Annotated in this window: 20 protein-coding genes; 5 read left to right on the forward strand and 15 right to left on the reverse strand. The window is 72.9% G+C overall.

Features of this window, described 5'->3' with window-relative positions; translation table 11 throughout:
* Window positions 1–23: 23 nt before the first annotated feature.
* From pstA to mshD, 10 genes are all read right to left on the reverse strand, one after another.
* Window positions 24–1,097 carry a phosphate ABC transporter permease PstA gene (pstA, locus tag ACZ6J5_RS00115; RefSeq protein ID WP_469386057.1) on the reverse strand — a complete coding sequence of 358 codons (1,074 nt, stop codon included), beginning with the start codon at window positions 1,095–1,097 and terminating at the stop codon, window positions 24–26.
* Window positions 1,094–2,077 (reverse strand): phosphate ABC transporter permease subunit PstC, encoded by a 984-nt coding sequence (pstC, locus tag ACZ6J5_RS00120; RefSeq protein WP_469386059.1) that lies wholly within the window; start codon window positions 2,075–2,077, stop codon window positions 1,094–1,096. The genes pstA and pstC overlap by 4 nt, the downstream gene beginning before the upstream one ends.
* 114 nt (window positions 2,078–2,191) lie before the next feature.
* Window positions 2,192–3,325, reverse strand: coding sequence for a phosphate ABC transporter substrate-binding protein PstS (gene pstS / locus ACZ6J5_RS00125; RefSeq protein ID WP_469386060.1), 1,134 nt, complete (start codon window positions 3,323–3,325; stop codon window positions 2,192–2,194).
* A gap of 197 nt (window positions 3,326–3,522) precedes the next feature.
* Window positions 3,523–3,921, reverse strand: coding sequence for an NUDIX hydrolase (locus ACZ6J5_RS00130; RefSeq protein ID WP_469386062.1), 399 nt, complete (start codon window positions 3,919–3,921; stop codon window positions 3,523–3,525).
* Window positions 3,918–4,928 (reverse strand): CHAD domain-containing protein, encoded by a 1,011-nt coding sequence (locus tag ACZ6J5_RS00135; RefSeq protein ID WP_469386064.1) that lies wholly within the window; start codon window positions 4,926–4,928, stop codon window positions 3,918–3,920. Before ACZ6J5_RS00135 ends, ACZ6J5_RS00130 begins: the two co-directional genes overlap by 4 nt.
* A complete protein-coding gene (locus ACZ6J5_RS00140) occupies window positions 4,915–7,185 on the reverse strand; it encodes an RNA degradosome polyphosphate kinase (RefSeq protein WP_469386066.1) in 2,271 nt (756 codons plus the stop codon). Before ACZ6J5_RS00140 ends, ACZ6J5_RS00135 begins: the two co-directional genes overlap by 14 nt.
* Before the next feature lie 226 nt (window positions 7,186–7,411).
* Window positions 7,412–8,359, reverse strand: a complete 948-nt coding sequence (locus ACZ6J5_RS00145) for an ABC transporter permease (RefSeq protein WP_469386068.1) — start codon at window positions 8,357–8,359, stop codon at window positions 7,412–7,414.
* Window positions 8,356–9,195 (reverse strand): ATP-binding cassette domain-containing protein, encoded by an 840-nt coding sequence (locus ACZ6J5_RS00150; RefSeq protein WP_469386072.1) that lies wholly within the window; start codon window positions 9,193–9,195, stop codon window positions 8,356–8,358. The genes ACZ6J5_RS00145 and ACZ6J5_RS00150 overlap by 4 nt, the downstream gene beginning before the upstream one ends.
* Complete coding sequence (locus ACZ6J5_RS00155; protein WP_469386073.1) at window positions 9,192–9,578, reverse strand: GntR family transcriptional regulator; 387 nt, start codon at window positions 9,576–9,578, stop codon at window positions 9,192–9,194. Before ACZ6J5_RS00155 ends, ACZ6J5_RS00150 begins: the two co-directional genes overlap by 4 nt.
* 88 nt (window positions 9,579–9,666) lie before the next feature.
* Complete coding sequence (gene mshD / locus ACZ6J5_RS00160; protein WP_469386074.1) at window positions 9,667–10,593, reverse strand: mycothiol synthase; 927 nt, start codon at window positions 10,591–10,593, stop codon at window positions 9,667–9,669.
* Between the two features lie 139 nt (window positions 10,594–10,732).
* On the opposite strand from mshD, the gene ACZ6J5_RS00165 reads away from it, so the two are divergent.
* Both ACZ6J5_RS00165 and ACZ6J5_RS00170 read left to right on the forward strand, forming a co-directional pair.
* Entirely contained in the window at window positions 10,733–12,574 is a 1,842-nt protein-coding gene (locus ACZ6J5_RS00165) for a bifunctional metallophosphatase/5'-nucleotidase (protein ID WP_469386075.1), read from the forward strand.
* A gap of 215 nt (window positions 12,575–12,789) precedes the next feature.
* Window positions 12,790–13,650: a phosphatidylinositol-specific phospholipase C gene (locus tag ACZ6J5_RS00170; protein ID WP_469386077.1), complete on the forward strand. Its 861-nt coding sequence runs from the start codon at window positions 12,790–12,792 to the stop codon at window positions 13,648–13,650.
* Here ACZ6J5_RS00170 and ACZ6J5_RS00175 read toward each other — a convergent pair.
* The 5 genes from ACZ6J5_RS00175 to ACZ6J5_RS00195 form a co-directional block, all read right to left on the reverse strand.
* Window positions 13,615–15,090, reverse strand: coding sequence for a sensor histidine kinase (locus tag ACZ6J5_RS00175; protein WP_469386078.1), 1,476 nt, complete (start codon window positions 15,088–15,090; stop codon window positions 13,615–13,617). The genes ACZ6J5_RS00170 and ACZ6J5_RS00175 overlap by 36 nt on opposite strands.
* Window positions 15,087–15,824: a response regulator transcription factor gene (locus tag ACZ6J5_RS00180; protein ID WP_469386079.1), complete on the reverse strand. Its 738-nt coding sequence runs from the start codon at window positions 15,822–15,824 to the stop codon at window positions 15,087–15,089. Before ACZ6J5_RS00180 ends, ACZ6J5_RS00175 begins: the two co-directional genes overlap by 4 nt.
* A gap of 20 nt (window positions 15,825–15,844) precedes the next feature.
* Window positions 15,845–16,960, reverse strand: coding sequence for a S1C family serine protease (locus ACZ6J5_RS00185; protein WP_469386080.1), 1,116 nt, complete (start codon window positions 16,958–16,960; stop codon window positions 15,845–15,847).
* Between the two features lie 123 nt (window positions 16,961–17,083).
* Window positions 17,084–18,106 carry a LacI family DNA-binding transcriptional regulator gene (locus ACZ6J5_RS00190; RefSeq protein WP_046908570.1) on the reverse strand — a complete coding sequence of 341 codons (1,023 nt, stop codon included), beginning with the start codon at window positions 18,104–18,106 and terminating at the stop codon, window positions 17,084–17,086.
* 61 nt (window positions 18,107–18,167) lie between these two features.
* Window positions 18,168–18,968 (reverse strand): response regulator transcription factor, encoded by an 801-nt coding sequence (locus tag ACZ6J5_RS00195; RefSeq protein ID WP_469386082.1) that lies wholly within the window; start codon window positions 18,966–18,968, stop codon window positions 18,168–18,170.
* 248 nt (window positions 18,969–19,216) lie between these two features.
* Here ACZ6J5_RS00195 and ACZ6J5_RS00200 point away from each other — a divergent pair, with 248 nt between their 5' ends.
* Genes ACZ6J5_RS00200 through ACZ6J5_RS00210 form a run of 3 tightly spaced genes read left to right on the forward strand, consistent with a single transcriptional unit; the run spans window position 19,217 to window position 21,574 of the window.
* Window positions 19,217–20,041 (forward strand): alpha/beta hydrolase family protein, encoded by an 825-nt coding sequence (locus ACZ6J5_RS00200; protein ID WP_469386084.1) that lies wholly within the window; start codon window positions 19,217–19,219, stop codon window positions 20,039–20,041.
* A 44-nt stretch (window positions 20,042–20,085) separates the two neighbouring features.
* Window positions 20,086–20,340: a MoaD/ThiS family protein gene (locus ACZ6J5_RS00205; RefSeq protein ID WP_469386086.1), complete on the forward strand. Its 255-nt coding sequence runs from the start codon at window positions 20,086–20,088 to the stop codon at window positions 20,338–20,340.
* 10 nt (window positions 20,341–20,350) lie between these two features.
* Window positions 20,351–21,574 carry a hypothetical protein gene (locus ACZ6J5_RS00210; protein ID WP_469386088.1) on the forward strand — a complete coding sequence of 408 codons (1,224 nt, stop codon included), beginning with the start codon at window positions 20,351–20,353 and terminating at the stop codon, window positions 21,572–21,574.
* Window positions 21,575–21,629: the final 55 nt, after the last annotated feature.

Genomic DNA, 21,629 nt, shown 5'->3' on the forward strand with positions numbered 1-21,629 from the left:
AATCACTTCCAGTTTCGCCGCGGTCAGCGGCCGGTCTTGGGGGCCTTCCAGCGGGCGATGCCGCGGGCCACCATGTTGAGGATCATGACGAAGGCGATCAGGACGAGCGCGGCGGCCCAGGCGCGGGCCACGGCGGCGTCGGTGCCGACCGCGTACTGCTCGTACACGTAGAGCGGCAGGGAGGACTGGGCGCCTTCGAAGGGGTTCGGGTTGATGAGCTTCGTACCGAACACGAGGAGCAGGACGGGGGCCGTCTCGCCGGTGATGCGGGCGACCGCGAGCATGACGCCCGTGGTGATGCCGCCGATCGCGGTGGGCAGGACCACCTTCAGGATCGTGCGCCACTTGGGGACGCCGAGGGCCAGGGAGGCCTCGCGCAGCTCGTTCGGGACGAGCTTCAGCATCTCCTCGGTGGAGCGGACGACGACCGGCATCATCAGGATCGCGAGGGCCATCGCGCCGGCGAACCCGGAGGGCCCGAAGCCCAGCATCAGGTTCCAGGTGGCGAGGATGAACAGGCCCGCGACGATCGACGGGATGCCCGTCATGACGTCGACGAAGAAGGTGACGGCCTGGGCGAGCTTCCCGCCGCCGTACTCGACGAGGTAGACCGCCGTGAGCAGGCCGATGGGCGCGGCGATCAGGGTCGCGATGGCGACCTGCTCGATGGTGCCGAGCAGCGCGTGGTAGAGACCGCCGCCGGCCTCGGCGTCGAGGACGCCGTTCATCGAGTGGGTCAGGAAGTACGGGTCGAGGACTTCCAGGCCCTTGCTGACCGTGACCCAGCCGAGCGAGAGCAGCGGGACCACGGCGAGCACGAAGCAGACCCAGACGAGGCTGGTGGCGACGCGGTCCTTGGCCTGGCGGGAGCCCTCCACCTTGGTGGTGATGGCGTACGTGGCGAGGACGAAGAGCAGCGCGGAGACCATGCCCCACTGGACCCTGCTGTGCCAGCCGGCGGCGAGGCCGATGCCGCAGCCCGCGGCGATCGAGCCGACCGCGACGGCGGCGGGGGTCCAGCGGGGGAGGCGCGCGTGGGAGAGGGAGCGGCGCGGTTCGGCCGTGGCCACCGGGCGTTCCTGTATGGCGTGGCTCATGCGTTCGCCCCCGAGTACTCCTTGCGGCGCGCGATGATCATGCGGGCGGCGCCGTTGACCAGCAGGGTGATGACGAAGAGGACGAGACCCGAGGCGATCAGGGCGTCCCGGCCGAACTCGTTGGCCTCGTTGAACTTCGCGGCGATGTTCTGGGCGAAGGTGCCGCCGCCCGGGTCGAGCAGGTGGCCGGAGAGCACGAAGCTGGGGGAGAGGACGACGGCGACGGCCATCGTCTCGCCGAGGGCGCGGCCGAGGCCGAGCATCGAGGCGGAGATGATGCCGGAGCGGCCGAAGGGCAGCACCGACATGCGGATGACCTCCCAGCGCGTGGCGCCGAGGGCGAGCGCGGCCTCCTCGTGCATCCGCGGGACCTGGAGGAAGACCTCACGGGTCACGTTGGTGATGATCGGGAGGATCATGATCGCCAGCAGGATGCCGACGGTGAACATGTTGCGGGCGACGCCGTCGCTGGACTTGTCGAAGATGTACGTCCAGCCCATGTACTGGTCGAGCCACTTGTTGAGGCCGTCCAGGTACGGGACGAGGAAGATCGCGCCCCACAGGCCGTAGATGATGCTGGGGACGGCGGCGAGCAGGTCGACCACGTACGCGAGCGGCTTGGCCAGCTTGCGCGGGGCGTAGTGCGAGATGAAGAGCGCGATGCCGATCGCGACGGGGACGGCGATCGCCATGGCGATCACCGAGGACACGACCGTGCCGAAGGCGAGGACCGCGATGCCGAAGGCCGGCGGGTTCGCGGCGGGGTTCCACTCGAAGGTCGTGAAGAAGTTGGTGCTGTCCTGCGAGATCGCGAGGACGGCGCGGTACGTGAGGAAGACCGCGATCGCGGCCATGATCACGAGGAGGGTGATGCCGGAGCCGCGGGACAGACCGCTGAAGACGCGGTCCCCGGCGCGGCCCACGCTCGTGGCGCGGCGGCTGCTCCGTATGTCAGGTGTGTCGGGTGATGTCGTAGCCATCTGCTTCTCCGGTCTGCGGGGCCGGTACGGGGGGCGTACGGGCTCCTGGCGGCGGTGCACCGGATGCCGGGCCGGCCCCTCCACGGGAGGTGAGGGGCCGGCCCGGCCGGGGGGTCAGGACAGGGTGGGGACGATCTCGCGGACCTTGGCCGCGATCTCGGCCGGGAGCGGGGCGTAGCCGGCGTCGGAGAGGACCTTCTGGCCCTCCTCGCTGACGGTGTAGTTGAGGAAGGCCTTCAGGGTCGGCAGGGTGTCCGCCTTGTTGCCCTTGTCACAGGCGATCTCGTACGTCACCAGGGTGAGCGGGTAGGCGCCCTCGGCCTTGGTGGTGTAGTCGAGGGAGAGGGCCAGGTCGCTGCCGGTGCCCTTGATCTTGGCGGCGGCGATGGCCTTGGAGGCGTTCTCCGAGGTGGCGGCGACCGGGGCGGCGGCACCGGTGTTCAGGCTGACCGTGGAGATCTTGTTGGCGGTCGCGTAGGAGAGCTCGAAGTAGCCGATGGAGCCCTCGGCGTCCTTGACCGCGGTGGCGACGCCGGAGGAGCCGTTGGCGGCCTGGCCGTCGGGGGCGGGCCACGACTTCGACTTCGGGTCGTACTTCCAGTCCGCCGGGGCGGTGGCCGAGAGGTACTTGCCCAGGTTCTGGGTGGTGCCCGACTCGTCCGAGCGGTGGAAGGCCTGGATGGTGGAGCCGGGGAGCTTGGCGCCCGGGTTCAGCTTGGCGATCGCCGGGTCGTTCCACTTGGTGATCTTGACGTCGAAGATCTTGGCCAGGGTGGGGGCGTCCAGGACCAGGTTGTCCACGCCCTCCAGCTTGTAGCCGATGGCGATGGGGCCGCCGACCATCGGCAGGTTGACGCCCTTGCCGCCCTTGCAGATCTTCTGGGACTCGGCGACCTCTTCGTCCTTGAGGGCGGAGTCGGAGCCGGCGAAGGCGACCTGGCCCTGGTTGAACTTGGTGATGCCACCGCCCGAGCCGATGCCCTGGTAGTTGACCTCGACACCGGCGCAGGCGGCCTGGAAGTTCTTGACCCACAGGTCCATCGCGTTCTTCTGCGCGCTGGAGCCGGCGGCGAGGAGCTGGCCCTTGGCGCCGTCGCACTTGACGTTCGACGCGGCGGCGGAGGTCTTGCCGCCGTCCTTGGTGGGCTCGGTGTTGTTGTCCGAACCACACGCCGAGAGAACGAGCGCGCCGGAGACGACGAGGGCACCGATCGCGGAGGCGCGAAGCCCGTTTCGCGAAAGCTTCACTTTCGGGTGTTCCTTCCAGGAGCCGCCTGGCGTGGACCTTGCTGTCCTGAACGTTGTACGGCGGCGTGTGTCGGGGTGGTGGGTGTCCGGGCTGTGCCGTGCACCTTGTACAGCCGAAATTAGGCAGAACAGGTGACGTGGTCGGCGGGGGAGAGTGAACGGGAAGTGAACCGTGCCGGAAGGTGAGGTGCGGGCCGTTACCTGCTCGTTGTCGTCAGGAGCGCGTCGAGGAGCTCGCGGTCCCGGGGCCGGGTGAGCCGGGCGCGGGCGGCGGCCGGGGGCAGCCAGGCCAGGACGTCCACCTCGCGGGAGGGGACGAAGGCGCCGCCGAGGGCGCGCGCGGCCCAGTAGTGGACCTCCTTCGGCTGCCCGTTCACCGGGTAGTGGAGGCTCGGCAGGCGGGCGCCCAGCTCGCAGGCGTGGCCGGTCTCCTCCCGTACCTCGCGCAGCGCGCAGGCGGCCAGGCTCTCGCCGCGCTTCAGCTTGCCTTTCGGGTGCGACCAGTCCCCGTACTTCGGGCGGTGGACCAGGGCGATCTCGATGCCCCGGCCCGAGGGGCCGGGGCGCCACAGGACGCAGCCGGCGGCGAGGATCACGGGACGCCGGCCGTCGCCCGGGACCAGGCGTGCTGGAAGCTGAAGCGGGCCGCCTCGACGTCGTGCCGCTGGTCGGCGTGGAGGACGCCGAGGGCGTACGCGGTGGCCGGGGCGATCCGGGGGGTGCGGGCGGCGGTGGCCGCGGCGGCGGCGGCCTCGGCGGCGTCGCGGTGCCGGTCCAGGGCGCGGCCCGCCTCGTACAGCACCGGGTCCGGCTCGGCGCCGGCGTGCAGCACCTCGGCGGCGTAGCGGTGCAGCCGCAGCAGGGCGCGGGTCTGGTGCCAGGGCGCGTCCTGGTGCTCGCCGGCGGCCAGCGCGAGGGCCTCGGCGTTGTACGGGTGGGCCGCCCGGGTCAGCGGGAGGGCGGCGACGGCGTCGAGCAGCCGGACCTCGACGGCGGCGGCCGGGGCGTCCAGGACCTCGACGGCCGGGGAGGTGCCGGCCGGGCCCAGCGGGACCTCGGAGGCGAGCAGGGCGACGGAGTCCGCGACGGCGTGGAAGCGGGCGGAGCCGAGGGCCTGGAGGGCGGCGGAGTGGGCGCGGGTCCTGGCCAGGGTGAGCTGGCGTTCCAGGAGCGCGCCGGCGCGGGCGGCGCCCATGGTGAGGCCGGGCCCGCCGCCCTCGGTGCGGCGGGCGGCGGGGACCGGCCCGGAGGTCCTGGTCAGGCCCGCGCCGCCGCCCGAGAGCCGGGACAGCGCGTCCACCAGCCGGACCAGGCGGGAGGTGCAGGCGTGCTCCAGGGCCAGGGTGCCGGAGAGCCAGGCCAGCTCGGTGCGGAGCTGGTCGGCCCAGCCGGGGTCGAGGAGCGGCCGGAAGGTGTGGAGGGTGCCGCCGATGCGGCGGGCGGCGGCCCGCAGCGTCCGGGTGGCCTCCTCGGCGCCCGCGGTGTCGGCGCCGCTGTCCCCGTGCAGCCGCAGGCCGCGGAGGAAGTCCGCGGCCCGCGCGTGCAGGTAGGGGGCGAGCACCTCTCCGGCCGAGACCTCGGAGGTGATGTCAGGGTTGTGCACGCCGGCGCCTCCGCGCGTCGATGAGCATCTCCTGGACGTGCCGCAGCGGCTGGCCCTCGGGATCGGTCGCGTGCCGCGTCCAGTTCCCGTCGGGGCCGAGGTGCCAGGAGGAGGTGGTGTCGGACATCCCGGTCTCCAGGAGCCGGGTCAGGGCGGCCCGGTGGGCGGGGTCGGAGACCCGTACGAGGGCCTCGATCCGCCGGTCCAGGTTGCGGTGCATCATGTCGGCGCTGCCGAGCCAGACCTCGGGTTCGCCGCCGTTGCCGAAGGCGAAGACCCGGGAGTGCTCCAGGAAGCGCCCGAGGATCGAGCGGACCCGGATGTTGTCGGAGAGGCCCGCGACGCCGGGGCGGACGGCGCAGATGCCGCGGACCCAGATGTCGACCGGGACGCCGGCCTGGGAGGCCCGGTAGCAGGCGTCGATGATGGCCTCGTCGACCAGCGAGTTCACCTTGATCTTGACGTAGGCGGGCCGCCCGGCGCGGTGGTGGGCGACCTCCTTGTTGATCCGGGTGACCAGGCCGTCGCGGAGCGACTTGGGGGCGGTGAGCAGGCGCCGGTAGGTCTCGCGGCGGGAGTAGCCGGAGAGCCGGTTGAAGAGGTCCGAGAGGTCGGCGCCGACCTGCGGGTCCGCGGTGAGCAGGCCGAGGTCCTCGTAGAGCCGGGCGGTCTTCGGGTGGTAGTTGCCGGTGCCGACGTGCGAGTAGCGGCGCAGAACCTCGCCCTCCTGGCGTACCACCAGGGAGAGCTTGCAGTGGGTCTTGAGGCCGACCAGGCCGTAGACGACGTGGCAGCCGGCCTCCTCCAGCTTGCGGGCCCACTTGATGTTGGCCTGCTCGTCGAAGCGGGCCTTGATCTCGACCAGGACGAGGACCTGCTTGCCGGACTCGGCGGCGTCTATCAGCGCGTCCACGATCGGGGAGTCGCCGGAGGTGCGGTACAGCGTCTGCTTGATCGCGAGGACGTCCGGGTCGGCCGCCGCCTGCTCCAGGAAGGCCTGGACGGAGGTGGAGAAGGAGTCGTACGGGTGGTGCAGCAGCACGTCCCGCTCGCGGACCGCGGCGAAGATGTCGGGCGCGGACGCGGACTCGACCTCGGCGAGGTCGCGGTGGGTGCCGGCGACGAACTTGGGGTACTTCAGCTCGGGCCGGTCCAGGGAGGAGATGCCGAAGAGGCCGGTGAGGTCGAGCGGGCCGGGCAGCGGGTAGACCTCGGCGTCGGAGATCTTCAGCTCGCGCACCAGCAGGTCGAGGACGTACGGGTCGATGGACTCCTCGACCTCCAGGCGCACCGGCGGGCCGAAGCGGCGCCGCATGAGCTCCTTCTCCAGGGCCTGGAGCAGGTTCTCGGCGTCGTCCTCCTCGACCTCCAGGTCCTCGTTGCGGGTCACCCGGAACATGTGGTGGGCGAGCACCTCCATGCCGGGGAACAGCTCCTCCAGGTGCGCGGCGATGACGTCCTCCAGCGGGACGTAGCGCTCGGGGGAGGCCTCCAGGAAGCGGGAGAGCAGCGGCGGGACCTTGACGCGGGCGAAGTGGCGGTGGCCGCTGACCGGGTTGCGGACGACGACGGCGAGGTTGAGCGAGAGCCCGGAGATGTACGGGAAGGGGTGCGCCGGGTCCACGGCCAGCGGGGTGAGGACCGGGAAGATCCGCTGCCGGAAGAGCGTGAAGAGCCGCGCCTGCTCCTTCTCGGTCAGCTCGGGCCAGCGGATGAGGTGGATGCCCTCGTCGGCGAGGGCCGGGGCGACGTCCTGCTGGAAGCAGGCGGCGTGCCGGGCCATCAGCTCGCGGGAGCGGGTCCAGATCAGGTCGAGGACCTCGCGGGGCTGGAGTCCGGAGGCGGAGCGGGTGGCGACGCCGGTGGCGATGCGGCGCTTGAGACCGGCGACGCGGACCATGAAGAACTCGTCGAGGTTCGACGCGAAGATCGCGAGGAAATTCGCCCGTTCGAGGAGGGGGGTGGACGGGTCCTCGGCCAGTTCGAGGACCCGTTCGTTGAACGCGAGCCAGCTGCGCTCCCGGTCGAGGAAGCGGCCCTGGGGCAGCTCCCCGGCGCCGTCGCCCTCCTCGTACGCGTCGATGTCGGCGTCGAGGTCGGGTTCCAGGTCGCTCGTGGCCGCGCCGTCGACGGCGTGCGGGCGGTGGGCGGCTATGGATCCGAGGGACGGCGGGGCGGACGTCTTCGCGGAGGAGTCGGCGGACTTCGCGGACTTCGCGGACGGCTGGACCGGGACCTCGGCGGGCTGCTGGCTCATGGTCCCATTCTTCCGCGCGAAGGGCTGGTGGGGCGCGTCGGAGCGGGCCGTGGGGGAGGGCAGCCTCCCCTTGGGAAGCCGTCCCGGGGGAAGGGCGGGCACGGAGCGCTTCATTGCGTGAGCGTCGCAAGCGCGTCTGAATGGTCGGTAACGAGGACGTGTCCTCCGGGAATCGGTGGCGGGGCCGCATGGACCCCGCCACGGGTCCGCTCGCCGGGGACGGGTCCTACGGGTGCCGGGTCCGCAGGACGCGGAAGGCGGCGAGGAGGGCGAGGGCGGTGAGGGCGAGGAGGATGCCGGTCTCCGCGAACTGGGTGGGCCAGAAGTGCGACCACGGGTGGTAGTCCAGGTACCGCCCGGTGATGCCCAGGTCGGGCGGGCAGTCCGTGACGTCGTGGGTGCGCTCGAAGCAGGCCCACTCGGGGAGCCGGGCGCCGTCGGCGCGGAGCATCCCGGTGTCCGTCATGAGCCAGTCGCCGTCGGGCGGAATGGGCGGTGCGGCGTCCTTGGCGACCGGGCCGGTGACCGTGAGCACGGGCATCAGGCTCCAGCGCAGTGCGCCGAGGACGAGCAGGACCAGGCCCATGACGAGGCCGGTGGCCGCCATGGCGAGCAGGGTCCGCCGGACCAGCTGGCCGACGAGGGCGCCGACGGCGACGGCGGCGAGGACGTATCCGACGAGGACGATGCCGGTCCCCTCGTACGCCCCGCGGTCGCCCCAGGCGAGCTGGTGCGTCCCGCCGACCCGGGACCAGCCGAGCCGGTGGACGCCGACGAGGGCGAAGGTGGCCGCGAGGGCGACGACGGTGGTGGTGGCGAGCCGGGCGCGCAGCCAGGCCGCCGGGGCGACCGACTGGGTGAGGGCGAGCCGGTGGGTGCCGGACTCGAACTCGTGGGCCACCAGCGGGCCGGCCACGAAGGCGCCGACCAGGAGCGGCAGCAGGAGCAGGCCCGTGCCCGCGTACTCCACGGCGATGCGCAGCGTGCCGTAGGGGAGGCTGTCGTACGACGGGGCGTCGTCGGCCGGCCGCGGGGCGGGCGTCCACGCGTCCCAGAGGCGCAGGCCGCTCATGAGGGCGAAGGACAGCAGCACCAGGGCCCCGGTCGCCCACAGGGTGCGCCGGTACTGGCGGACCGTCACCCAGGAGGCGCCCCGGAGAGCGGGGGCGCTCACGCGGCGGCTCCTTCGGCGGTGCGCAGGTGGGCGAGGAGGAGGTCTTCGAGGGTGGGCTCGGTGACCCGCCACGGGCCTTCGACGGGGCCCTCGCGGCGTATCAGTGCGGTGAGCTGACGGCCCGTGGTGCGGGACTCGACGACCGTGTGCGGGGCGAGCCCGGAGACCGGTCCGGTGAGGAGGGCATGGGCGGCGAGCAGCTCGTCGACCTGCCCGTCGAGGCGGATCCGGCCGCCTACGAGCAGCAGGAGGCGGTCGCAGGCGCCTTCCAGCTCGGTGAGGATGTGCGAGGACATCAGGACGGTGGTGCCGTGCTCGGCTGCCTCGGCCAGCAGCAGGCCCATGAGCTGTCGGCGGGCGAGCGGGTCGAGGTCGGCCATCGGCTCGTCGAGGAGCAGGAGTTCGGGGCGCTTGCCCAGGGCGAGGGCGAGCGCGAGGCGGGTGCGCTGCCCGCCGGATAGGTCGCGTACGAGGGAGCGGGGAGCGAGCTCCCCGGCGACGGCCCGCCGGGCGACGGCCGCGTCCCAGCGGCCCGGGTTGAGCTCCAGGCCAAGGCGCAGGGTGTCGGCGACGGTGAGCCGGGGATAGAGGGCCCGGTCCTGCGCCACGTACGCCAGCCCCTCCCGTCCCGGCCCCCGCACCGTGCCCTCGGTCGGACGGAGGAGGCCCGCCGCGAGGGTCAGGAGGGTGGACTTGCCGGCGCCGTTGGGGCCGACCAGGGCGCAGACCGCGCCGGCCGGGAGGGCGAGGGAGCAGTCGCGCAGGGCCCAGGGGCGGGCGCGGCCTCCGTACCGTAAGCCGAGGCCCTCGGCCTCGAACGCGGGTGTGGTGGTCATGCGTCGTCCCCCTCGGAGTACGTGTCCAGTACGGAAGTGAAGAGCGCGGCGACGTCCTCCCGGCCGAGCCCCTCGGCGCGGGCCCGGCGGGCCCAGTCGGCGAGTTCGGCGCGCAGCGGCGAGTCGGCGGGGCCGGTGCCGAGGGTGGCGCGGACGAAGGTGCCGAGGCCCCGGCGGGCCTCGACGAGGCCCTCCCGCTCCAGCTCGCGGTAGGCCTTGAGGACCGTGTTGGGGTTGATGGCCGTGGCCTCGACGACCTCGCGCGCGGTGGGCAGCCGGTCGCCCGGCCGCAGCAGGCCCATGCGCAGGGCCTGCCGGGTCTGCTGGACGATCTGGAGGTAGGTGGCGACCCCGCTGCGCCGGTCGATGCGGTAGGCGAGCACGCCCCTCCACCACCCTTTCACTAGTTAAGTAGTGAAAGGGTGGTGTAAAGCAGGGGGCGGTGTCAACCGCCCCCTGGAAGAACGGGGTTCAGGACTCCGTGCGGTACATCAGGTCCACCTCGTGGGTACGGAAGCCCAGCCGCTCGTAGACCGTCACGGCCGCCGTGTTGTCCGCGTCCACGTAGAGCATCGCCGTCGGCAGCCCCTCCGCCGCCAGGTGCCGCAGCCCCGTCGCCGTCAGCGCCTTGCCGAGCCCGCCGCCCTGCGCGTCGGGCAGCACCCCGACCACGTACACCTCGCCGAGCTGCTCCTCGCCGTGCGCCTTGGTCCAGTGGAAGCCGACCAGCCGCCCGTCCCGCTCGGCCAGGAAGAAGCCCTTCGGGTCGAACCACGGCTCCGCCATCCGGTCGTCCAGGTCCCGCTGGGTGAGCGAGCCCTGCTCGGGGTGGTGGGCGAAGGCGGCGGCGTTCACCGCGAGCCACTCCGCGTCGTCCCGGCCCGGCTCGAAGGCCCGCACGGTGACGCCCTCCGGCAGCACCGGCTCCGGGATGTCCAGCGGCACCAGCGGGCGCCGGAGCTGTCGCAGCTCGCGGAACAGGGTCAGGCCCAGGACCTGCGCGAGGTGCCGGGCGGCCGGCTTGCCGCCGTGCGCCCACACCCGCAGCCGCTTCCCGGAGGCGTCGAGCAGCGCGCCGCCCAGCGCCCGCCCGTGGCCGCGCCCCCGGTGCGAGGGGTGCACGACCAGCTCGGCCGCGGGGGCCTCGACCGGGTCGGTCTCCTCCAGCTGGGCGTAGCCGTAGAGCTCCGGACCGACCGTCAGGAGCAGGTGCCGCACGCCCTCGCGGCGCCCGTGGCGCAGATAGAGCCGGCCCTGCTCGGAGACCGCGTGCATCCCGTCGGCGCGGGCGGCGTCCTCCAGGAGGTCGAGGACCGCCGTGACCTGCTCGGGGCTCAGCTCTTCGTAACTGGTGATCTGCCGTCCGGGTTCAAGGGCCGGCGCCGCGTCGGAAGTCATGGTGACGAGCCTACGGCCGCGCCCCGCCGCCCAGGGGCAGATCAATGGCAACCAGCTCGTAACCAGCCAACCCCTGTTGCGCTACGCGCGTTGACCCTAGGCTGCGCTCGCAGGACAGACCGGGATTCAAGGGGAGCGGATGGCAGTGAAGCGGACGAAGACGAGCAGGGCCGGGCGGCGGGTTCTCGTCGCCGGTGCGGGGCTGGCCACCATCGGTGCGCTCGTCGCCGCGATGCCCGCCGGCGCGTCGCAGGACGACGTGCGTGCCGACGGCGCGTCGTACAGCACCAACGGCAAGGGCTGGGGGCGGATGGTCGACGTCCAGCTGCTCTCCTTCAACGACCTGCACGGCAACCTGGAGCCCCCGGCCGGCTCCTCCGGCCAGGTGACCCGGACCAACCCGGACGGCACCACCACGAAGATCGACGCCGGCGGTGTCGAGTACCTGGCCACCCACCTGCGCCAGGCCCGTAAGGGGAATCGTTACTCCATCACGGCCGCGGCCGGTGACCTGATCGGCGCCTCGCCGCTGCTCTCCGGTCTCTTCCACGACGAGCCCACCATCGGCGCGCTCAACAAGCTCGACCTCGACGTCACCTCGGTCGGCAACCACGAGTTCGACGAGGGCGCGCGCGAGCTGGCCCGGATGCAGGACGGCGGCTGTCACCCGACCGCCGGCTGTTTCGTCCAGGGCAAGAAGTTCAAGGGCGCCGACTTCCCGTACCTCGCGGCCAACGTGACGAACGAGAAGACCGGCAAGCCCCTCCTCGACCCGTACTTCATCTGGGAGAAGGACGGCGTCAAGATCGGTTTCATCGGCGTGACCCTGGAGGGCACCCCGAACGTCGTCACCGCCGAGGGCGTCAAGGGCCTCAAGTTCGGCGACGAGGTCGAGACGATCAACAAGTACACGAAGGTCCTGGAGCGCAAGGGCGTCAAGTCCATCGTCGCCCTGGTCCACGAGGGCGGCATGCCGGCCTCGGCCTCGTACAACTACAACTGCGACGGTGACGGCGACGGTTCCGGCGAGGGCGTCTCCGGCGCGATCGTCGACATCGCCAAGAACGTCTCGCCGCAGGTCGACGCCCTGGTCACCGGCCACACCCACCAGGCGTACGTCTGCTCCATCCCGGACCCGGCGGGCAAGCCGCGCCTGGTCACCTCGGCGTCCTCGTTCGGCAAGCTCTACACCGACACCACGCTGACCTACGACCGCCGCACCAAGGACATCGTCCGCACCGCGGTCGCCTCGGCCAACCACGTCGTCACCCGTGACGTCCCGAAGGCCCCGGACCTCACCAAGCTGATCACCGACTGGCAGGCGCTCGCCGCCCCGGTCGCCAACCGCCCGCAGGGCTACATCGCCGCCGACATCAACGGCCGCGGCTCCACGGCGTACGAGAAGCCGCTCGGCGACCTGATCGCCGACGCGCAGCTGGAGGGCCTGGCCCCGGCGGACAAGGGCGGCGCCCAGATCGCCCTCATGAACCCGGGCGGCATCCGCTCCGACCTCGTCTTCAAGGCGTCCGGCGCCGAGGGCGACGGTGTGGTGACCTACGGCGAGTCGTTCACCGTGCAGCCGTTCACCAACATGATGAACGTGGTGGACCTCTCCGGCGCGAACCTGATCACCGCGCTGAAGCAGCAGGTCAGCGGCTCGAACCAGAACTCCATCAAGATCCTCCAGATCTCGAAGGGGCTCACCTACACGCTCGACATGACCAAGACGGGCGCGGACCGCGTCGTCGACGGCTCCGTCAAGCTGAACGGCACCGCGATCGACCCGGCGAAGACCTACCGCGTCGCGATGAACGAGTTCCTCGCGGGCGGCGGCGACGGCTTCGCGGCCCTGGCCACCGGCACCAACAAGCTGGTCGGCGCCTCGGACCTGGACGTCTTCAACGCCTACCTGGCCGCCAACTCCTCCGCGGCGAAGCCGCTGGCCGTCCCGGCCGCCGACCGGATCACGGTCGTGCAGTAAACGGCGGTAAGCGGCGGTAAGCGGCGGTAAGCAGTAGTCAGCCGTACGTACGGGAGGGGCGGGTCGCTTGTGCGGCCCGCCCCTTTCGTCTGCTCGTCTGCTCGTCTGCCCGTCTGCCCGTCTGCCCGTCTGCCCGTCTGCCCGTCTGCTCGTCCGCCCCTCCCGTCCCGTCCGCCCTCTGGCAGGGCCACGTCAACCCCTGCCATAGTGCCGCCATGGACCGACGACGCTTTCTCGCGGGCGCCGCAGCCGCCTCCGGTGCCCTCGTCCTGGGTGCCCCCTCCGCCCGGGCGGCCACCGCCCTCGGGACGCAGGACTGGATGGCCGCGCACGGCGACCCCACCCCGCTCCAGAGGCTCACGATCCCCGGCACCCACGACTCGGGGGCCCGCTACGGGGGGCTCTGGACCGAGTGCCAGAGCGCCACCGTCGCCCGGCAGTTGGACAGCGGCATCCGCTTCCTGGACGTGCGCTGCCGGGTGACCGGGGGATCGTTCGCGATCCACCACGGGGCCTCCTACCAGAACCTGATGTTCGGCGACGTCCTCGGCGCCTGCTGGGACTTCCTCGCCGCGCACCCCACCGAGACCGTCCTCATGCGGGTCAAGCAGGAGTACTCCTCCGAGTCCGACACCGTCTTCCGCGCGGTCTTCGACGACTACCTCGACAACCGGGGCTGGCGCCCCCTCTTCCGCATCGGCGACGGCGTGCCCACCCTCGGCCAGGCCCGCGGCCGGGTCGTGCTCCTCGCCGACAACGGGGGGCTGCCCGGACTGCGCTGGGCCGACGGGGCGCACTTCGACGTGCAGGACGACTACCAGGCCGAGCCCTTCGCCAAGTGGCCCAAGATCAGGGACCAGTTCCGCGAGGCGGCCGGCCGGCCCGGCCCGTTCTACGTCAACTTCGTGTCCACCGCCGCGGGACTCCCGCCCCGCTGGAACGCCGACCGGCTCAACCCGCAGGTCCACGCCCTGCTCGACGGCGAGGGCGCCGGCTGGAAGGGGCTCGGGATCGTCCCCATGGACTACCCCGACACCCGCTCAGGCCTGATCGAGTCCCTCATCCGGCACAACTGACCCATCGGGCGCGGGCGGCGCCGGTGACGGCGGGGGCGGGGTCGGCGCGCCCGGCAGCCGCACTGTCGCCACCGTGCCGCCGCCCTCCGCCGGGGTCAGCGCGACCGTACCGCCCGCCTGCCCGACCGTCCGCGCCACGATCGACAGGCCGAGCCCCGAACCGGGCAGGCTGCGCGCCGAGGGCGAGCGCCAGAAGCGGTCGAAGACGTGCGGGATCTCCTCCGCCGCGATCCCCGGACCGTGGTCCCGCACCGTCAGCTCGCCCCGCATCAGGGTCACCTCGATCGTCCCGCGCGGCGGCGAGAACTTCACCGCGTTGTCCAGCACGTTCACCAGCGCCCGCTCCAGGGCCGCCTGCTCCGCCCGTACGTACCAGGGCGCCAGGTCCGTCACGAAGGTCAGCTCCGGCCCGCGCAGCCGCGCCCGGTCCAGCGCCGCCCGCAGGATCGTGTGCAGCGGCACCACCTCCAGCGGGCCGCGCGCCGCCGCGTCCGGCCGGGACAGCTCCTGGAGGTCGCCGATCAGCGCCGACAGCTCCGTCATCTGGGCCTTCACGGAGGCCATCAGCGCCCGCCGGTCCTCCGGCGGCAGCGCCCGCCCGGTCTGCTCGCTGCGGGCCAGCAGCTCGACGTTGGTGCGCAGCGAGGTCAGCGGGGTGCGCAGCTCGTGGCCCGCGTCGGCGATGAGCTGCGCCTGCCGGTCGCGGGAGGTGGCGAGGGCGGCGGTCATCGCGTTGAAGGAGCGGGAGAGGCGGGCGATCTCGTCCTCGCCCTCGACCGGGATCCGGACCGTCAGGTCCTCGGTGGCGGCCACGTGCTCGACCGCCCCGGTCAGCCGGTGCACCGGCTCAAGACCGGTCCTGGCCACCCACAGCCCGGCCGCCCCGGCGCCGACCACGCCGATGCCGGAGACCAGCAGCAGCACCCAGGCCAGGGTGGACATCGAGTTGTCGATCTCGTACGTGGGGCGGGCGACGGAGACGGCGACGGGCTGCGAGAGCGGCTGCTGGATGAGCTTCATCGGGTACGTGTAGACCCGCATCTCGGTGCCGTCGGCGGCGTTCGTCGTGTGCAGCGCGGAGGAGAGCCGGCCCTGCGCGACCGCCGTGTCCGAGCTCTGCGCGGGGATCACCGAGCGGCCGGTGGAGCAGAGCACGTCGCCGTCGGTCGAGACGATCTGGAGGGTCTGCCCGCCGCGCGGCGACGGCGGCGGGAGCTGCGTCTTGGCCGCCCCGCAGGAGCTCAGCAGCCGCTGGGCGTCCTGCGTGGTGAGCTGCGCCGAGCGCAGCGAGTCGTCCAGCTCCGCCTCCAGCTGGGCCCGGGTCACGAACCAGCAGGCCACCGAGACCGCCGCCACCGCCACCGCGACGGCGAGCGCGGTGAGCAGCGCGAGCCGGGAGCGCAGCGGCCGGGAGCGGAACCAGGTCACGGGGCTGGTCACTCGGCGCCCCCGCCGCGCAGCACGTAGCCGACCCCGCGCACGGTGTGGACCAGGCGCGGCTCGCCGCCGGCCTCGGTCTTGCGGCGCAGGTACATCACGTACACGTCCAGGGAGTTGGAGCTGGGCTCGAAGTCGAAGCCCCACACGGTCTTGAGGATCTGCTCCCGGGTGAGGACCTGCCGGGGGTGCGCGAGGAAGAGTTCGAGCAGGGTGAACTCGGTGCGGGTCAGCTCCACCGGCCGCCCGCCCCGGGTCACCTCGCGGGTGGTGAGGTCCATCCGCAGGTCCTCGAAGGCGAGCACGTCGCCCTCGGGGAGCTGGTCGGCCTGCTGCGCCGCGTAGGAGCTGCGGCGCAGCAGGGCGCGGATCCGGGCGAAGAGCTCGTCCAGCTCGAAGGGCTTCACCAGGTAGTCGTCCGCGCCGGCGTCGAGCCCGGTGACCCGGTCGCCGACGGTGTCGCGGGCGGTGAGCATGAGGATGGGCACGGTGGAGCCGGCGGCGCGGATGCGGCGGGCGGCGGTGAGGCCGTCCATGCGGGGCATCTGGACGTCGAGGACGACGAGGTCGGGCGCGTACGTCTCCATTCTGGCGAGCGCGTCGAGCCCGTCGACGGCGTCCTCGGTCGCGTACCCCTCGAAGGCGAGGCTGCGGCGCAGCGCCTCGCGCACGGCGGGCTCGTCGTCGACGATGAGGATGCGCTCGGCGCGTTCGGCTTCGTTCTGCTGGCCAGTCATGGGGCCAGCGTCCCATGTGTTCAGGCGGCACCGCCCGAGCGCAGGCTGTTCAGGTCGGCCTTGACGGTGTCGACGGGGATGGCGAATCCGAGGCCGACGCTGCCGGCCGTGGAGCCGCCGCCGGAGCTGGGCGAATACATGGCCGAATTGATTCCGATGATCTCGCCGTTCATATTGATCAGCGCGCCGCCGGAATTACCGGGATTGAGCGAGGCGTCGGTCTGGATCGCCTTGTACGTGGTCTTGGACGAGCCGGTGTCGCCGTTGAACTGCTGCCCGCCGAACTCGAAGGGCCAGCCCTGCCGGGGGTCCCACTGCTGTCCCTGGCCGCCCTGGCCGCCCTGGCCGTCCTGGCCCTGGCCGCTCTGGCCCCCCTCGTCCTTGGCGACGGTCACGTCGCGGTCGAGGGCGGAGATGATGCCGCTGGTGACGGTGCCGGTGAGGCCCTCGGGGGAGCCGATCGCGACGACCTCGTCGCCGACCCGCATCGTGGAGGAGTCGCCGAGGGTGGCCGCCTTGAGGCCGGCGGCGCCGTCCAGCTTGATCAGCGCCAGGTCCTTGTCGGGGTCGGTGCCGACGACCTTGGCGGGGTAGCTCTTGCCGTCGGAGGTCCGCACCGTGATCTGGGAGGCGCCGGAGATGACGTGGTTGTTGGTGACGATCTCGCCGTCGCCGGTGATGATCACGCCGGAGCCGGTGGACTTGCCGGAGGTGGAGCTCGCGGAGATCTCCACGATCGACGGGGAGACCGCCTGGGCGACCCCGGCGACCGTGCCCTTGCTGCTCGCGGAGACGTTCGTGCCGGAGACCGAGCCGCTCGCGGTGGCCGCGCCGTCGGAGGTCCAGCGCTCGACGAGGGTGGCGGTGCCGCCGCCGATCGCCGCCGCGGCGATGGCCACGGCGGCCATCAGGCCGACGCCGCGCCTGGCCCGGCGGCGCGGCCCGGGGGCGGGCGCCGGGGCGGCGTGGGCGGGCTGGTGCGGGGGCGGCGGCGGGGGGTAGCCGCCGGCCGGGGTGTGCTGCCCGCCGGACGGCCAGACGGTGGTGCCCGGCTCGGTGCTGATGGGCTCCGCCGGGTCGTACGGCGGCCGCGGCGGGTAGTACGGCTGCTGCTGGGGCTGCTGGTTTTCCGTCATGGTGACGACGATCGGCGCCGTTCATGAGAACGGCCTGAGCGCGGAGTGAGAAGCCCGACAGAAGCCCGTATGCCCGATATAAAGACCGGGCGGGGGCGGCCCCGCCCGGCGGAGTCGTCCGGCTCAGCCGCAGCCGCAGGAGCGGCGCACGATCAGTGCCGACGGGAACTGCTTCACCCGCTCCCGGCGCGAGCCGGAGACCCGGATCGAGTCGTCGAGCACCAGGTCGACCGCGGCCCGCGCCATCGCCGGGCGGTCCGAGTAGACGGTGGTCAGCGGCGGGTCGCTCAGCGCCGCCTCCTTGACGTCGTCGAAGCCCGCCACGGCGAGCTCGGTCGGCACGTCGATGCGCAGCTCGCGGGCGGCCCTCAGCACGCCGAAGGCCTGGTCGTCGGTCGAGCAGAAGATGGCCGGCGGCCGGTCGGGGCCGGCGAGCACCTTGAGCGCCACCTGGTAGGCGTCGTAGCGGTTGTACGGGGCCTGGAAGAGCCGGCCCTCGACGGAGAGCCCGGCCTCCACCATGGCCCGCCGCCAGCCCTCCTCGTGGTCGGCGACCGGGTCGCCGACGGCCGGGGTGTTCGGGATGCCGCCCATGCAGGCCACGTACGGGTGCCCGTGCTCCAGCAGGTGCCGGACGGCGAGCTGGGCGCCGCCGATGTCGTCGGTGACGACGGCGACGTCGTCGATCGCCTCGGGCCGCTCGTGCAGCAGCACCACGCGCGCGTCCCACGCCTCGATCTCGCTCGCGGCCTGCTCGCTCATGCCCTGGCTGACCAGGATCAGGCCGGAGACCCGCATCCCGAGGAAGGCCCGCAGGTAGTGGATCTCGCGCTCGGTGCGGTAGTCGGAGTTGCCGACCAGGACCATCTTCCCGCGCTCGGCGGCGGCCTGCTCGACCGCGTGCGCCATCTCGGCGAAGAAGGGCTGGCGGGCGTCCGGGACGACCATGCCTATGAGGTCGGTGCGCCGCGACGCCATCGCCTGGGCCACCCGGTCGGGGCGGTAGCCCAGCTCCTTGATGGCGGCGAGGACACGCTCGCGCGTGGCCGGGGCGACCGGCCGGGGTCCGTTGTTGATGACGTAACTCACGACCGCGGTCGAAGTACCCGCCAGTCGCGCTACGTCATCCCGCGTCACCTTGGCCACGCGCGGCAGTCTACGCGGGGTGACCTACCTACCGGCAGGTCGCGTTGTGGCATACGCCACGTCAGCGGTCCTCCACCGGAGTGAGTTCCCGGACCGGCTCCTTGACGCGCGCCTCCTCGGCCGCCATCCGGCCGGCCCGGTCCGTCACATTGGCCCGGTCCGTCACGTTGGCCCGGTCCGTCCGGTCCGGCTTCTCCGGGGTGACGAAGCGGTAGCCCACGTTGCGGACGGTCCCGATCAGCGACTCGTGCTCCGGCCCGAGCTTCGCCCGCAGCCGCCGTACGTGGACGTCGACCGTCCGGGTGCCGCCGAAGTAGTCGTAGCCCCAGACCTCCTGGAGCAGCTGGGCGCGGGTGAAGACCCGGCCCGGGTGCTGGGCCAGGTACTTGAGCAGCTCGAACTCCTTGAAGGTCAGGTCCAGGACCCGCCCCTTCAGCTTGGCGCTGTACGTCGCCTCGTCCACCGACAGGTCGCCGTTGCGGATCTCCATCGGGGAGTCGTCCGCGACGATCTGCTGCCGGCCCATCGCCAGCCGCAGCCGCGCCTCGACCTCCGCCGGGCCCGCGGTGTCGAGCAGCACGTCGTCGATGCCCCAGTCGGCGGTGACGGCCGCGAGGCCGCCCTCGGTGACGACCAGGATCAGCGGACAGCCGGGCCCCGTGGAGCGCAGCAGCTGGCACAGCGAGCGGACCTGCGGGAGGTCGCGGCGCCCGTCGACGAGGATCACGTCGGCGCCGGGGGTGTCGACGAGCGCCGGGCCCTCGGCGGGGGCCACGCGCACGTTGTGCAGCAGCAGGCCGAGGGCGGGGAGCACCTCGGTCGACGGCTGGAGGGCATTGGTCAGGAGCAGCAGTGAGCTCATCGCGCCCCACCTGCCCGGGTCGTCGTGTTCCGGGTCTTCCGGTCGTGCTGGCTTAGCTCGTCCATGACGTCGGTTCCTCCTCGGTCCCTGCGAGGACGTCTGCGGCACTGCTTTCCGTTGTGGCCTTCGTGGCCTTCGGCTCTCGCGCCCTGAGAGCTTTCGGTAATCCGCCCGTAACAACGGTCGGAAAACACAAAAGGACCCGGGGGCTGCGTTGCCCGGATCCTCCGGCAAGCAGAATAGCCCACATGAGTTCCGAGGCAGAGGGCCGATTTCACATGGTGGATGTTTCCTCGCTCACTTCCGTCCATGATCACGACGTCCGCCGCGTGATGTTGCGTACCGATGACGGTGTCCGGATCGAGGCGGTTTACGAACCGTCCACGGCAAGTGTCACCGATACGGCGGTGGTGCTCGCGCACGGGTTCACCGGCTCGGTCGACCGCCCCGCGCTCCGGCGCGCCGCCCTCGCCCTGCGCGCCCACGCCGCTGTCGTCACCTTCTCCTTCCGAGGCCACGGCGGCTCCGGCGGGCGCTCCACCGTCGGCGACCGGGAGGTCCTGGACCTGGCCGCGGCCGTCCGCTGGGCCCGCGCGCTCGGCCACACAAGGGTGGTCACGGCCGGCTTCTCCATGGGCGGCTCGGTGGTCCTGCGGCACGCGGCCCTGGAGCGCGGCACCGGCGCGCACACCGACGCCGTCGCCGCCGTCAGCGCCCCGGCGCGCTGGTACTACCGGGGGACGCCCTCGATGCGCCGGGTGCACTGGCTGATCACCCGCCGGACCGGCCGACTGGTCGGGCGCTACGGCCTCGGCACCCGCATCGACGCCAAGGACTGGGACCCGGTGCCGCTCTCCCCGGTGGAGGCGGTGCCGCTGATCGCGCCGACCCCGCTGCTCGTCGTGCACGGCGACCGCGACCCGTACTTCCCGCTCGACCACCCGCGCGGCCTTCTCGCCGCGGCGCCGGAGGGCGCGGCGGAGCTGTGGCTGGAACACGGCATGGGACACGCGGAGAACGCGGCCGGTCCGGAGCTCCTGGACCGGCTCGGCCGCTGGCTCGCGCGGCCATAGCCCATCATGGGGGGCGGCGCGACACGAACGAAGGGAGTGCCGCTATGGCAGCGGGGACCATCCGCTACTGGGCCGCCGCGAAGGCGGCGGCGGGCGTGGCCGAGGAGCCGTACGCCGCGCAGACCCTGGCCGAGGCGCTCGACGCGGCCCGCGAGAGGCACCCCGGCGAGCTGGCCCGGGTCCTGCTGCGGTGCTCGTTCCTGATCGACGGCGACCCCGTCGGCACCCGCGCCCATGAGACGGTACGGCTGGCGGAGGGCGGCACGGTCGAGGTGCTCCCCCCGTTCGCAGGAGGGTGAACCGCACGCCATGAGCAGTGACCAGCACGTCCCGTACGAGCCGCGGCAGAGCGGCCAGGGCGGTCAGCCGTACGACCCGCACGTCACCCAGACGTGGGAGGGCCAGACCTGGGACACCCAGTACCAGCCGACGGTCCGTCCGCAGGCCGGTCCGTCCGCCGGGCCGCAGGCCCAGGGCGGATACGGGCAGGGATACGGCCAGGGGTACGGGCAGGAGTACGGCCACACGTACGGCACCGGCACCGGGCACCCGCTGCCGCCGGAGGCCCCGGCGGCGTACCCGCCCGCGTACGAGCACCCGCCGCAGCGGTACCAGCCGCCGCAGCACCAGCCGCAGGCCCCGGCGCGGTCTTCGTACCAGCCTCCGGCCTACGCGTACGAGGCCCCCGAGCCGGTCGCCGTCGCCGAGCCGCCCGCGGCCGAGGAGGGGCCCGGGGGGCCCGCGTACTCGGCGCCCACCCTCGGCGGGAACTCCCGGGTCACCGACGCCCAGCGGGCCCGCGCCGAGGGCCGCTCGCCGGTCATCGAGCCCGGGATGCGGCCCGCCGCGCTGACCGCCGTCCTCGGCGCCCTGCTCGCGGCCGGCGCCTGGGTCGGCCCGTACGGGCTGCTGGTCCCGCTGGTGCTGCTCCAGGCGGTCACCGCCGCCGGCTGGTTCCGCCTCAACGGCATGTGGCCGGCCCGGCAGGGCATCGCCCTCGCCTTCCTCGGCGGCGTCACCGCCGACGTCGCCCTGCTCGCCGCCGGCCGGGAGAACGCGCCCGCCGCGATCCTCGGCACCCTCGGCGTCTGGGTGCTGCTGGCGCTCGTGCTCCAGCTGCGCAGCCACGCCGACCCCGACGAGCGGATGTACGGCCTGATGGCGACGGTCGCCTCGGCGGCCCTCGCGGTGCTGGCCGCCGGGCACCTCGCCGCCGACCCGGACGCCGTGGTCGTCGGCGGCGCCGCGGTCGCCGTGGCCGTGCTGGCCCGCGCGGTGCCGCTACCCGGCCCGGTCTCCGTGGTCGTGGCGCTGCTCGCGGCGGCCGGCGGCGGCATCGCCGCGGGCGGGCTCACCGGCCTCGGCTCCTCCGGCGCGCTGCTCGGCCTGGGGGCCGGGGCCTGCGCCCTGATCGGGCTCCGGGTCGCCAGCTACGACTACCCCTCCCGCTTCGTGCACATGACGGCCGGGATCGCGCTGCCGCTGACCGCCGCCGCGCCCGCCGTCTACCTGCTGGGACGCGCCCTGGGGTAACCGTCGCCACAGTCCCGCGGGGAACCGTCCGGCCCTCCGACACGTCGATCACCGT

The sequence above is a fragment of the Streptomyces sp. NPDC042100 genome, from assembly GCF_055582325.1.